Source organism: Paludisphaera soli (genome assembly GCF_011064595.1).
Taxonomy (GTDB): Bacteria; Planctomycetota; Planctomycetia; order Isosphaerales; family Isosphaeraceae; genus Paludisphaera; species Paludisphaera soli.
In genome coordinates this window covers 547120-560077 of sequence record NZ_JAALJI010000001.1, presented here as the reverse complement: position 1 = coordinate 560077, position 12958 = coordinate 547120, and the positions used below count along the sequence as shown (strand labels likewise).

Below are 12958 nucleotides of genomic sequence, written 5' to 3'. Positions count from 1 at the left end.
GTCCCGGTTCGTCCGAGGACGACCGGCGGCCCTCCCCACGCGTCGGCATTCGAGAGCCCAGATGGACAGTCATACGCTCGAGCTGCTAGGCGTCTCCAAGATCCGCGCGCTGGTCGCCGCGCGAGCGGCCTGCTCGCTCGGCAAGGAGGCGGCGAGGGGCCTGGAGCCCTCCGGCGACGTCCGCGAGATCCACGCCCGCCAGGCCGTCGCCACCGAGATGGTCGAGGCGATCCGCTCCGGCCTCCGCCCCCCGCTCGGCGGCCTCCACGACATCCGGCCGCTCGTGCGCCGGGCCCAGGTCGGCGCGATGCTCGAGGCCGAGGAACTGGCCGAGGTCGCGGAGACGCTGCGCGCGATCGTCGGGCTGGCCGCCTGGCTCGAACGCATGGGGGACAACTTCCCCCGGCTCGGCGGCATGCGGGCCGACGTCGGCGAGTTCTCGGCCGCGACGAGCGCCATCGAGGGCTGCCTCGACAACCGCGCCAAGGTGCTCGACACCGCGAGCCGAAGGCTCTCGGCGATCCGCCAGGAGATGCAACAGGTCGAGGAGCGGATCCAGGAGAAGCTCCGCTCGATGCTCCGCTCTCCCGAGATCAAGCGGGCCCTGCGCTACTCGAATTTCACGATGGTCGGCCATCACTACGTCCTCCCCGTGGCCAAGGAGCATCGCGGGGAGATCCCCGGCTCGGTGCAGCGCAGCAGCGCCAGCAACGAGACGGTCTACATCGAGCCGACCGCGATCGCCGAAAAGTCCGCGCAGCTCTCCTACCTCCGCGCCCGCGAGACGAAGGAGATCCGTCGCATCCTGAGATGGCTCAGCGCGCAGGTCGGCCTCGTCGCCGACCCCTTGCTCCGCACGCTGGCCGTCATGGCGGAGCTGGACCTCATCTACGCGAAAGCCCGCCTCAGCATCGACTACCAGATGCGGGCTCCCGAGATGAACGAGGAACGCCGGCTCGTCCTCAGGCGGGCGAGGCACCCGCTGCTCGAAGCGATCCTGCGTCGCGACCCGGCCCTGCTGCTGGCCGAGCCTACCCCCGCGCCGGTCTCTCCAGAGCCCGACGCGGGGACCCCCGAAACCCCGACGCCGCCCCCCCTCCCCGAGACCCCGCGCGAGACCGAGGTCGTCCCGATCGACGTCCATCTCGGGCTGCGGTTTCAGATCCTGGTCATCACGGGCCCGAACACGGGGGGAAAGACCGTCGCCCTGAAGACGGTCGGACTGCTGGCGGTGATGGCCCAGATGGGACTGCACGTCCCGGTCGCCGAGGGGACGCAGTTGCCGATCTTCGACGAGGTGCTCGCGGACATCGGCGACGAGCAGAGTTTGGAGCAATCGCTCTCGACGTTCTCCTCGCACGTCCGGCGGATCTCCGAGATCCTCGGCAAGGCCACGGAGCGGTCCCTGGTGCTCCTGGACGAGATGGGGGCGGGCACCGACCCGGCCGAGGGCGCGGCGCTCGGGAGGGCCCTACTGGACGAGCTGGACTCGATCGGCGGGCTGGCGATGGTCACGACGCATATCGGCGACCTGAAGACCTACGCGCTGTCCAACCCTCGCGCCGAGAACGCGGCGGTCGAGTTCGACGTGGAGACGCTCCGGCCCCGGTACCACGTCCACATCGGCGACGTGGGGCAGTCGAACGCCCTGAAGATCGCGCGGCGGCTGAGCATGCCGGAGCACCTCGTCGCCCGGGCCGAGCGTTATCTGGACCAGGCGCAGGGCTCGACGGTCCCGGAATGGGACCTGATCGCCCGGATGAAGCGCGAAGCGGAGGCGGCCCGGCAGGACGCCATCGCCGCCCAGGCCGAGGCCGAGCGGACGCGCGACGCCCTGGCCGAGCGGCTCCAGTCGCTCCAGCTCGAAGGCCGCCGCGAGGAGGACCTCGCCGAGGCCCGGGCCCGGCTGAAGCCCGGCGACAAGGTCGTCGTCCCCCGAATGGGCTACGACCGCCCGGGCCGGATCGTCAAGATCGACGCGCGCAAGCGCAGCGCCACCGTCGCGATCGGCCACATGACCTGGGACGTCGCCGTCGACGAGCTGCTGCCGCAGGACGCCTCGGGCCCGGCCGGGCTCGGCAAGCCCGCGCGGATCAAGGGGCCCCGGCTCGAGGATTTCGAGGGCTGAGCGGACGGACCTCACCGCGCACTCGGGCGGGGGGAGGTCCGTCGGAGGGATCGGGTAAGTTCACTCGCCCGACTGCGCCGGCGTGGACTTCGGCGACCTGAGGAAGAGGACGCCGAGCGGCGGGACCTTGAGCGAGATGTGGAACGGCCGGCCCGCGTGAGGCTCGCGGACGGCCCACGCGCCGCCGTGGTTGCCGACGTTCGAACCGCCGTAGACCTCGGAATCGGTGTTCAGCAGTTCGCGATAGAATCCGCCCGTGGGGACGCCCACGCGGTAGTCGTAGCGGACGACCGGGGTGAAGTTGCAGACGACCACGATCGACTCCTCCGCGTCCTTGCCGCGACGGAGGAAGGCGATCACGCTGTTCTCCCAGTCGTGCAGCTCGAGCCACTCGTAGCCCAGCCAGTCGAAGTCGATCTGGTGGAGAGCCGGCTCGTTCTTGTACAGGGAGTTAAGGTCCGTGACGAGCTGCGACACCCCCTGGTGGTCCTTCCACTGCAGGAGGTGCCAGTCGATGCTCTCGTCGTGGTCCCACTCGCGCCACTGGGCGATCTCGTCGCCCATGAAGAGCAGCTTCTTGCCCGGGTGGCCGTACATGTAGCCGTAGAGCAGGCGAAGGTTGGCGAACTTCTGCCAGAGGTCGCCGGGCATCTTGTCGAGGAGCGACTTCTTGCCGTGGACGACCTCGTCGTGCGAGAGCGGAAGGATGAAGTTCTCGGTGAAGGCGTAGATCATGCTGAACGTAAGCGCGCCGTGCTCGTACTTGCGATGGACGGGGTCCTTCGCCATGTAGCGAAGGGTGTCGTTCATCCATCCCATGTTCCACTTGAGGCTGAAGCCCAGGCCGCCCAGGTAGGTCGGCCGCGAGACGCCGGACCAGCTCGTGGACTCCTCGGCCATGGTCAGGATGCCGGGATGCTCGCGGTGGCAGATCTCGTTGAGGGTCTTGAGAAAGTCGATGGCCTCGAGGTTCTCGTTGCCGCCGAAGATGTTCGGGACCCACTCGCCGGGGTTGCGGGAGTAGTCGAGGTACAGCATGGAGGCCACGGCGTCGACGCGGAGGCCGTCGATGTGGTAGCGGTCCAGCCAGAAGAGGGCGTTGCCGAGGAGGTAGTTGCGGACCTCGGGCCGCCCGTAGTTGAAGATCTTGGTTCCCCAGTCGCGATGCTCGCCGAGGCGGGGGTCGGCGTGCTCGTACAGGTGGGTGCCGTCGAAGTAGCCCAGGCCGTGGAGGTCGGTCGGGAAGTGGGCGGGCACCCAGTCGAGGATCACGCCGTAGCCGTGCTGGTGCAGATGGTCGACGAAGTGCGCGAAGTCGTCCGGCGTGCCGTGCCGCGCCGTGGGGGCGAAGTAGCCGATCGGCTGGTATCCCCAGCTGCCGTCGAACGGATGCTCCGTGATCGGCAGCAGCTCGACGTGCGTGAAGTGGGTCTTATCCAGGTACTCGACCAGCTGCTCGGCCAGCTCGCGGTAGCTGAGGAAGCCGTTCTCCTTCTCCCGGGAGCGCTTCCAGGAGCCGAGGTGGACCTCGTAGAAGGACATCGGCTTGTCGAGCGCCTGGCGTTCGGCGCGACGGGCCATCCACTCCTTGTCGCCCCAGGAGAAGCGGTCGATGTCCCAGACGACCGAGGCCGTCTTGGGCCGCATTTCGGAGGCCAGGCCGTACGGGTCGGCCTTCTGGACCGTGTAGCCGTGGTTGCGGCTCTTGATCTCGAACTTGTAGACCTCTCCCTCGCAGAGGTCGGGGATGAACAACTCCCAGATGCCGGTGGCGCCCCGGCTCCGCATCAGGTGACGACGCCCGTCCCAGTGGTTGAAGTTGCCGACGACGCTCACGCGCTGGGCGTTCGGAGCCCAGACCGCGAACAGGACGCCCCGGAACCCCTGGTGAGTGATGAGGTGGGCACCCATCTTCTCATAGTTGTGGAGGTGCGTGCCCTCGCCGAGAAGGTGCAGGTCGAAGTCGGTGAGGATCGGCTCGAAGGCGTAGGGGTCGACGGACTCCCAGGAATGACCCTCGTGGTTCTCGATGCGGAGGCGATACGGGAAGGGGCCGGAACGGTCGGGGAAGACGACCTCGAAGAAGCCGTCGGCGTGGGTCTTCTCCATCGGAAAGAGCTTGCCGGGCTCGCCGCGCGAGAGGTCGACGACGCCGGCCTTGCGGGCCTCCGGCAGGAACGCGCGGATCGTCCAGGCCTGGGAGCCGTCGGCCGCGACGAGGGGATGGGGGCCGATGACCAGGAAGGGGTTCCAGTGGCCGGCCTGGGTGATTAGGTCCAGGTCCGCCTGGGAGACCGTCGAATGCTGCCGTGTCATCAGGGCCATGGTTCGCGACTCGCTCTCTTACGATGTTGGATCCGCCGACGACCGCGCGGCGCCACCCCGTCCGTTTCGACTTCTCTCTTACTTAGCCGGCCGCTCGGCGGCATGCAACCGGGCGTCCCCGGCGGACCGCGCGAAACGAGGACGAGTCGCGCGGAACCTCCGGCGGGTGTGGTCATCCCAGGTCGAGCATCCTCTGGAGCGAAGTCCGTGCCCAACGCTTCACGTCCTCGGGGACCTGCACCCGATTGACCGGCGTGCCCCGCGTCAGGTTGTCCAGGCACCACGCCAGGTGGGGCAGGTCGATGCGGTACATGGTCGAGCACATGCAGACCATGGGCGAGAGGAAATGCACCGCCTTGTCGGGGTGCTCGGCGGCTAGCCGGTTGACCAGGTGCAGCTCCGTCCCGACCGCCCACGAGGATCCGGCCGGGGCCTCGGCGATCGTTTTGAGGATGTACTCGGTGGAGCCGACGAGGTCGGCGGCCTCCACCACCTCCATCGAGCACTCCGGATGCACGAGGATCTGGATGCCCGGGTGCTGCTTGCGGAACTGGGCGACGTGCGCCGGCTTGAACATCTGGTGGACCGAGCAGTGGCCGCGCCAGAGGATGACTCGGCTGTCCTCGATGGCCTGGGGAGAGTTCCCGCCCAGTTCGCGGCGGGGGTCCCACACGGGCATCTGCTCCAGGGGGACGCCCATCGCGCGGGCCGTGTTCCGCCCCAGGTGCTGGTCGGGGAAGAAGAGGGCCCGGCGGCGGTTGGCGAAGGCCCAGTCGAGTACCTTGCGCGCGTTCGAGCTGGTGCAGACGATGCCGCCGTGGCGGCCGCAGAACGCCTTCAATTCGGCCGTCGAGTTGATGTACGTGACCGGCGTGACGTCCTCGACGTCGATCAGCTCGGCGAGGTCGGACCAGGCGGCCTCCACGGAGTCCAGGTCGGCCATGTCGGCCATGCTGCAGCCGGCGGTCATGTCGGGCAGGTGGACCGTGACGTCGTCCCGCGAGAGGATGTCCGCGGTCTCGGCCATGAAGTGGACGCCGCAGAAGACGATGGCCCGGCAGTCGCGGCTCTCGGCCGCGAGCTGGCTCAGCTTGAGGCTGTCGCCGCGCAGGTCCGCGTGGCGGATCACCTCGTCCTGCTGGTAGTGATGGCCGAGGATCAGCAGCTCGTCCCCGAGCCGGCGACGGACCTCCTCGATGCGCGCATCGAGTTCGGCGTCGGGGGCGTGGCGGTAGTCCTCGAAGGGGAGGCTCGCGGCGTCGAGGAGGGGCGTGGTGGCGCTCATGGCGGCTTGGGGAATCTCCTGGAGAGGGGCCGGAGCCTGACGCTCGGGCCGGGTTCGTGATCCTCGGGAGGGCCGGACGCCCCGTCCAATTTCGGGCCTCGGCATTGACCGCCCCGGGTATTATATCCGACTATCGAAAAATAGAAGCGTCGCGACCGGTCCTCGGGCGACGCCGATCGGGCGGTGTCACAAGCGTGCGATCGCGACGGCCCGGATCGGGGGGGCGGGGATCGTCGAGGACCGTCGGCGTTCGCCGCGAAGGGACAACGACCGTGGAGCCCGAGGCGACAATCCTGGTCGTCGACCCCGTCGAACCCGAACGAGGGCGTCTCTGCGCCACCCTCGAGAACGGGGGCTACACGGTCCACCAGGCCCCCCGGACGGCCGACGCCGTCGATGAGGCGCTCCGCATCCGTCCGCACCTCATCGTGTTGGGCCGCAACCTCGCCGAGTCCGAGGAGATCGCCCTCTGTCGAGCGATCCGGGGCGAAGGGGCGATCGCCGGAACTCCGGTCCTCATCATGAGCTCCGCCCAGGCCGATTCGGCCGTGCTCGCCGGCCTGGACGCCGGGGCCGACGATTACGTGCTCTACGACTCCGCCCCCGAGCTGATCCTGGCGCGCGTCCGCCGCCTGATCCAGTACCACAAGATGGCCGGGCTGGCGATGCTGGATCGACAGCTCGTCCAGGTCGGCCGCCTGCTCGCCGGGATCGTCCACGAGATCCGCGGGCCGCTTTCGGTCATCCGGGGCAGCGCCGAGCTGCTGCGACTGAGCCTGTTGGACCGGCCCGACGACGCCCAGTGGGTCGACTCGATCCTCCGGGGCTCCAGCCTGCTCCAGCTCCGGCTGGAGCACCTCATGGGGGCCGTGCGACGGGGTCCGGTGCAGATGCAGCCGATCGACGTCCCGTCCTTGCTCACCGAGACGGTCGACCTGTTCGTGCGCGGCCTCCCCCCCTACCCGCGCCGGGTGATCGTGAAGGCCGACTGCTCCGACTCCTTCCAGGTGAACGGCGACGCCGGCCGGCTGATGCAGGTGCTGTTCGACCTGCTGACCAACGCTTACCAGGCGATCACCGCCTCCGGGCGCGACGGCCGGGTCGTCGTGAAGACGGACTCCATCCGCGAGGACGGCCGCGACTGGGTCAAGCTCGACGTGGTCGATGACGGCCCCGGCGTGCCAGACACCTACCTGCGGCGGATCTTCGAGCCCTTCTTCACCACCCGCGAAGGGGGGAGCGGCTACGGCCTGTACCTGGCCTCCGAGATCGTCCGCGACCTGGGAGGGCGGCTCGCCGCGACCAACAACGCCGACGGCGGGGCCTGCTTCTCGGTCCTCCTCCCGCTCGACTCCGCGGCCGGGGCCGAGACGGCGGCGACCTGACGGCTCACGCGAGATCCTCGTCTTCCGCAGCCTGATAGAGCCGGAGGTTCATGAAGTCGCGGGTCTGCCGCGCGATGGCTTCCTCGGCGGGTAGCCGCTCCATCGAGCTGGCCCCGTAGAAGCCGTCGAGCCCCGGCACGCGTTCGAGGACGTAGCGGGCGTCGTCCGGCATGGCGATCGGCCCGCCGTGGCAGAGGACGAAGACGTCCGGGCGGACGGCGCGCGCAGCGGCGACGATCGCGCCGACCTCGCCCACGCAGTCGTCGAGCGAGCGGGCGGTCCGCGCCCCGATGGTCCCCTTGGTCGTCAGCCCCATGTGGGCCACGATCACGTCGGCGCCGGCCTCGGTCAGCCTGCGGGCCTGATCGGGGTCGAAGGCGTAGGGGGTCGTGAGCAGGTCCATCTCATGGGCGCGGCGGATGCACTCGATCTCCAGGTCGAAGCCCATGCCGGTCTCTTCGAGGTTGGCCCGGAACACGCCGTCGATCAGGCCGACGGTCGGGAAGTTCTGGACGCCGGCGAACCCCAGGGCTTTCAGCTCGCCGAGGAAATGGTCGAGGAGCAGGAACGGGTCGCTGCCGCAGACGCCCGCGACGACCGGCGTGCGCGTGACGGCGGTCAGGACCTCGTGCGCCATCTCCTTCACGATCGCGTTGGCGTTGCCGTAGGGCATGAGGCCCGCCAGCGACCCCCTCCCGGCCATCCGGAACCGGCCGGAGTTGTAGATCACGATCAGGTCGATCCCGCCGGCCTCCTCGCACTTGGCGCTCAGGCCCGTCCCGGCCCCCCCGCCGACGATCGGCCGGCCGTCGGCCACCTTCTTGCGAAACCGCTCCAGGATCGTCGCCCTCGACTCGGCCATCCTCATGCCTCCGATCGTCCTCGAATCCGGCCCGACGCCTCGACGAACGCCTCGACCAGCGCCCGCGCGAATTCCGGGTCGTTGATGTGCAGCGGCAGGCGGCGGATCGTCCGATCCGGACTCGGCTCGACGGCCGACTCGATCGCGTCGAAGAGCGACGCGTCGGCTTCCGGGTCGTGGAACGCCTCGCCGGGGGCGTCGAGGCCCGAGAGGCCGCCTTCCGGGATCAGGAGCGCGACCGGCGTCCGCCAGCGGTTGAGCTTCGCTCCGATCCAGGCGCCCATGCGGCGGTTCTCGTCGGGGGTCGTCCGCATCAGGGTGATCTGATCGTTGTGGCTGTGGAGCAGGCGGCCGCGATAGCGTTCGGGGACGGTCGCAAGCCCGCCGAAGTTCACCATGTCGAGCGCCCCGAGGCTCAGCACGCAGGGGACGCCCGCCGCGATCTGGGCCTCGAATCGGTCCTCGGTGCAGGGGAAGATCCCCCCCATCAGGTGGTCGGCGACCTCCGTCGTGGTGACGTCGAGCACGCCCCGAATCAGGCCGGAGGCGACCAGATGCTCCATCGCCCGGCCGCCGGCCCCGGTGGCGTGGAAGGCGAGGGCGTCGTAGCCGAGGGCTTCGAGCCGCTCGCGGGCGGCGGTCACGCAGGGGGTGGTCAGGCCGAACATCGTCATCCCGAGCGCGGGGCGGTCGGACCGGGCCGGCTGCGCGTCGCGAACCATGCCCGCCATGGCGTGCGCGGCGTTGGCGAGGATCGTGCGAGAGACCACGTTGAGGCCCGCCACGTCAACGACCGGATACATCAAGCAGAGGTCGCTGCTGCCGACGTAGGCCGAGACGTCGCCGCTCGCGACCGTGGAGACCATGAGCTTGGGGAGTCCGATCGGCAGGGCCCGCATCGCCGGCGTGATGAGCGCCGTGCCCCCGCTCCCGCCGATCCCGATCACCCCGGCGACCCGCCCGCTCGCGTGCTCCGTCGCCAGGAAGCTCGTGAGCGCCTTCGAGGCGGCCGAGATCGCCTCGCCCCGGGTCCGGGTCGCGGACCCCTCCGATTCGGAGCGGGTGCCGGCGATCTCGCGGAGCGATACGTCGGCCGGCGCCTGCGGGTCGCCCAGCGTCCCCACGTCCACGGTGCGGACGACGACGCCCGCCGCGCGGAGGCGGTCGGCGACGTGGAGCAATTCGAGCCCCTTGGTGTCCATCGTGGCGATCGCGTAGACGGCCGGGCCCATGGCGTGGTCCCTTCGTCGTGGTGGTTCGGCCTCGGCCGCTTCGGGTTCAACCAACAATGGCGGGGGCCGGGCCGCGCGTCAAGACGCGGGCGGGGGGGCTTCCAGGGAAGCCGCCAGGCGGCGCAGGCCTTCCTCGATGCCGACGTGGGGCGCGTAGCCCAGGTCGCGACGGGCGGCGTCGAGGTTATACCAGTGGGCGGTGGAAAGCTCATGGGCCAGGAACCGAGTCATCCTCGGCTCGCCGGGCAAGCGGAACGTCCGGTAGAAGGCCTCCAGGGTCCTCCCCAGGGCGATCGCCAGGCCGCGCGGGACGGTCCGACGCACGTGGGGCAGGTGGGCGATCTCCAGGAAACGGTCGACCATGTCCCAGAGCGGGACCGGCTGCCCCTGGGCGATGAAGTAGACCTTGCCGGCGATCGCCGATCCCACGTCGAGCCGGTCGCCGGCCAGCAGATGCGCGGCGGCCGCGTTATCGATGTAGGTCAGGTCGATGAGCGGATTCCGGCGGCCTATGCGGAAGAGGCGGTTGGCCCGGGCGCGGGCGTAGATCCGGGGCAGGATGTTGTTGTCGCCCGGCCCCCAGATCAGGTGGGGGCGGAGCACGACGGTCGCCAACCCGGCGTCGTTCGACTTCAGGACGAGCTTCTCGGCGATCGCCTTGGTCTCGGGGTAGGCGGCTTCGTAATGATCGGGGTAGGGGACCGACTCGTCGACCCCTTCCAAATCGGTGCCGTGGAAGACGACGCTGGGCGAGCTGGTGTGGATCAGCTTGCGGACGCCGAACCGACGACAGGCCGCGACCACGTTCTGGGTCCCGACCACGTTCGACCGGCGATACTCGTGCTTCGGGCCCCACAGCCCCGCCTTGGCGGCGACGTGGAAGACGGCGTCGCAGCCCTCGACGGCGCGGTCGACGACATCGGCCTCGGCCACGTCTCCCTGCACCTGATCGACCCCGAGCGCGTCGAGCTTCTCGTAGCAGCGGCGGTTGAGGGTGCGGACGGCCTGGCCGCGATCCCGGAGCATCGCCACGACGGCGGAGCCCAGGAAGCCGCCGCCGCCGGTCACCAGGACCGGTCGAGAGGGATCGAGAGTCATGACGCATTCCCCGCGGCCCATGCCGCCAGCTTCTCGCGGAAGATCTTCGAGTTGTGACGGATGTCGACCGGGAACGACGGATGGAACAGGATCGTGCGGATCTTCCGGGTGTGGTCGTACTTCGCCGCGAGGGCCAGCAACTCGTCGCGCACCCGGGCCCGATCGCGGCGGCCGAGCTTTCGCGCCGGCTCGACGCAGAGGACCGGGACCTTCCCCGAGGGGCCGTCGACCCCGACGAGCGCCGTGCGGGCGACGTCGGGGTGGGCGTTGAAGACCCCCTCGCAGCAGATCGTGAAGAGGGTCTCGTCGGCCAGGACGACGCGATGCGACTTGCGGCCGCAGAACCAGATCCGGCCGGATTCGTCGAGGTAGCCGACGTCCCCCATGCGGTGGTGGAACGTGCCTCGGGCCGGGTCGGCGATCTTGGCCAGGGCCGTGGCCTCGGGCCGGCCGAAGTATTCGCGGGTCACGACCGGGCCGGAGACGACGACCTCGCCGATCGAGCCCCTGGGGAGTTCCAGGTCGTCGCTCCAGGTCGCGATCGGTTCGTCGCTGATGCGGACGATCCGGACCGCGACGCCGCGGGGGAGGCCGACGCAGACGCCCCGGCCCTCCTCCGTCGCGCGGCGGGTCTCGCCCAGGATCTCGTCACTTCCGATGGAGGCGACGGGCAGGGACTCGGTCGCGCCGTAGGGCGTGAAGATCTGCGTGGGGGATTCAAGCAACTGGGCGAACGTCTCCAGCACGCGGGGAGAAGACGGCGCGCCGGCCGTGACGACCCGCCGCAGCGTCGGCAGCTTCATCCCCTTCGCCACGCCCGCCGGCCCGACCCGCTTGAGCAGGGCCGGCGAGCCGAAGAGGTTCGTGGGTCCGAAGTCGTCGATCGCTTCGAACAAGCTCTCGGGATCGACCTTCGCCGGCCGGGTCGGGTCCATCCGGGGGACGACCGAGGTCATGCCGAGCGCGGGGGCGAAGAGGGCGAACAGGGGGAACGTGCAGAGGTCGATCTCGCCGGGCTCGATGCCGTAGAGGTCGCGGAAGCAGGCGACCTGGGCCTCGAAGATCGGGTGCGTGTAGACCGCCCCTTTGGGCGGCCCGGTGCTGCCGCTGGTGAACAGCACGGCCGCCGGCTCGGCCGGGCCGACGCCTCGCATCACCGGCCACGGCGCGCGGCCGTCGGCGATCGCCCGGAGGCCCTTGACGCGCAGGGCGTCGAGGGAACGCGCGGCGAACCCCGGCAGGCGTCCGCCCCGCCCCGCGAGCAGGGTCCGGCGCACCGTCCGCTTCCCCCAGCCCAGCACCCGACGCGCGGCCAGGGCCTTGGCGATCCCGATGAACAGCTCCGGCTCGGCCTCGTCCATGCAGCGGCCCAGGCTCTTGAGCCCCATCCCGGGGTCGATCAAAACCGGGACGACGCCGGCCTTGAACAGCCCGAACACGAGCGAGAAGAAATCCAGGCCGGGGGGGACCATGACGGCCGCGCGGGTCCCCCGCGACTCGCCGTCGGCGATCAGCCCGGCGGCGACGGCGTCGCTGTCGCGGTCGAGCTGGGCGAACGTGAAATGCGCGTAGCGCATCCGGCCCGCGTCGCCGCGGCCCTGGGGGACGACGACCGCCGCGCGGTGGGGCTGGAGGGCCGCGAGGGTGTGCAGGTGGGATGCGATGTTGGGCGGGGCCGCCTCGGATTCCGTCTCAACTCTCGCGTCCATCGGCTGGTCTCTCGGTCGGCTTCGGGGCGGGTGCGTCGAGGAAGCGCCGGATCATCGGGATCAGCGCGTCGGCCTCGTCCTCCAGGACGTAGTGCCCGGCGTTCGGGAAGCGGTGGACCTCGGCGTCGGGGAACCGCCGCTCCCATTCTTGCAGGAACGGCTCGTCGAAGACGAAGTCCTTCATGCCCCAGCCGACGAACTTCGGGACGTGGGCCAGGAGCGGGAGTCGATCCTCGACCCACGTGACGAGGTCGTAAGCCCGATCGCCGGGACGGAGGGGGATGTCCTGGACGAATCGATGGATGGCGATGCGGTTGGCCCAGCCGTCGTAGGGGGCGGCGTAGGCGTCGCGGAGGGGGCGCGGCATCCGCTCGTTCTTGCAGCCGATCCAGGCCGTGCCCCTGACGAATGCGTTCAGGCCCCGGACCGCAGGCGCGCCCAGGGGCGATCGGCAGAGATGGAGGGCCCAGGGGAACGTCTTGTCGCGCGGCATATGGAAGCCGGCCGTGTTCATCACGACCATCTTCGCGATCCGCTCGGGGTGCCTCGCGGCGTAGGCGGTCCCGATCATGCCCCCCCAGTCGTGGAGCACAAGGGAGATGTTCTCGCGAACGCCCAGGTGATCCAGCAGCCGCTCCAGGTCGTCGACGCGGCTCTCCAGCGTGTAGCGGTAGCGCTCGTCGTCGGGCTTGTCGGAGAGCCCGCAGCCGATGTGGTCGGGGACGATCGCCCGATGAGTCGGGACGAGCGCCTCGACCAGGCGGCGGTAGTAGAACGACCACGTCGGGTTGCCGTGGACCATGACGACCGGGGGCCCGTCCCCCTCGTCGAGATAGTGCTGGCGGAGGCCGTCGCGCTCCCAGTCGCGGCCCGGGTGGGCGGCGAGGAATGCGGACAGCTCGGGACTTCCCCTGCGGATCGAGGCGGTGGTCAT

Annotated in this window: 9 protein-coding genes; 2 read left to right on the top strand and 7 right to left on the bottom strand. The window is 70.0% G+C overall.

Going from position 1 to position 12958, the window contains the following annotated elements; all coding sequences use genetic code 11:
- Positions 1–61: 61 nt before the first annotated feature.
- Positions 62–2128: an endonuclease MutS2 gene (locus G6O68_RS02000; RefSeq protein WP_165244223.1), complete on the top strand. Its 2067-nt coding sequence runs from the start codon at positions 62–64 to the stop codon at positions 2126–2128.
- Positions 2129–2188: 60 nt separating this feature from the next.
- On the opposite strand, the gene glgB is transcribed toward G6O68_RS02000, so the two are convergent.
- Both glgB and nadA read right to left on the bottom strand, forming a co-directional pair.
- On the bottom strand, positions 2189–4453 hold the full coding sequence (gene glgB / locus G6O68_RS01995; RefSeq protein WP_165244220.1) for a 1,4-alpha-glucan branching protein GlgB: 2265 nt from the start codon (positions 4451–4453) through the stop codon (positions 2189–2191).
- 172 nt (positions 4454–4625) lie between these two features.
- On the bottom strand, positions 4626–5738 hold the full coding sequence (gene nadA, locus G6O68_RS01990) for a quinolinate synthase NadA (protein WP_165244218.1): 1113 nt from the start codon (positions 5736–5738) through the stop codon (positions 4626–4628).
- A 272-nt stretch (positions 5739–6010) separates the two neighbouring features.
- Here nadA and G6O68_RS01985 point away from each other — a divergent pair, with 272 nt between their 5' ends.
- Positions 6011–7123, top strand: coding sequence for a sensor histidine kinase (locus G6O68_RS01985; protein WP_165244216.1), 1113 nt, complete (start codon positions 6011–6013; stop codon positions 7121–7123).
- A gap of 4 nt (positions 7124–7127) precedes the next feature.
- Here the strand turns inward: G6O68_RS01985 and G6O68_RS01980 are convergent, their stop codons facing one another.
- The 5 genes from G6O68_RS01980 to G6O68_RS01960 form a co-directional block, all read right to left on the bottom strand.
- Positions 7128–7985, bottom strand: coding sequence for a phosphoenolpyruvate hydrolase family protein (locus G6O68_RS01980; RefSeq protein WP_165244214.1), 858 nt, complete (start codon positions 7983–7985; stop codon positions 7128–7130).
- A gap of 2 nt (positions 7986–7987) precedes the next feature.
- Entirely contained in the window at positions 7988–9217 is a 1230-nt protein-coding gene (locus tag G6O68_RS01975) for a Tm-1-like ATP-binding domain-containing protein (protein WP_165244212.1), read from the bottom strand.
- Between the two features lie 78 nt (positions 9218–9295).
- Complete coding sequence (locus G6O68_RS01970; RefSeq protein WP_165244210.1) at positions 9296–10315, bottom strand: NAD-dependent epimerase/dehydratase family protein; 1020 nt, start codon at positions 10313–10315, stop codon at positions 9296–9298.
- Positions 10312–12024 carry a fatty acid CoA ligase family protein gene (locus G6O68_RS01965; RefSeq protein WP_165244208.1) on the bottom strand — a complete coding sequence of 571 codons (1713 nt, stop codon included), beginning with the start codon at positions 12022–12024 and terminating at the stop codon, positions 10312–10314. Before G6O68_RS01965 ends, G6O68_RS01970 begins: the two co-directional genes overlap by 4 nt.
- A complete protein-coding gene (locus G6O68_RS01960) occupies positions 12008–12958 on the bottom strand; it encodes an alpha/beta fold hydrolase (RefSeq protein ID WP_165244206.1) in 951 nt (316 codons plus the stop codon). The genes G6O68_RS01965 and G6O68_RS01960 overlap by 17 nt, the downstream gene beginning before the upstream one ends.

Bases quoted from the DNA above. Each gene is read 5' to 3' on its own strand.
- G6O68_RS02000 (WP_165244223.1), top strand. From the start codon at position 62: ATGGACAGTCATACGCTCGAGCTGCTAGGCGTCTCCAAGATCCGCGCG.
- glgB (WP_165244220.1), bottom strand. From the start codon at position 4,453: ATGGCCCTGATGACACGGCAGCATTCGACGGTCTCCCAGGCGGACCTG.
- nadA (WP_165244218.1), bottom strand. From the start codon at position 5,738: ATGAGCGCCACCACGCCCCTCCTCGACGCCGCGAGCCTCCCCTTCGAG.
- G6O68_RS01980 (WP_165244214.1), bottom strand. From the start codon at position 7,985: ATGGCCGAGTCGAGGGCGACGATCCTGGAGCGGTTTCGCAAGAAGGTG.
- G6O68_RS01975 (WP_165244212.1), bottom strand. From the start codon at position 9,217: ATGGGCCCGGCCGTCTACGCGATCGCCACGATGGACACCAAGGGGCTC.
- G6O68_RS01970 (WP_165244210.1), bottom strand. From the start codon at position 10,315: ATGACTCTCGATCCCTCTCGACCGGTCCTGGTGACCGGCGGCGGCGGC.
- G6O68_RS01965 (WP_165244208.1), bottom strand. From the start codon at position 12,024: ATGGACGCGAGAGTTGAGACGGAATCCGAGGCGGCCCCGCCCAACATC.
- G6O68_RS01960 (WP_165244206.1), bottom strand. From the start codon at position 12,958: ATGACCACCGCCTCGATCCGCAGGGGAAGTCCCGAGCTGTCCGCATTC.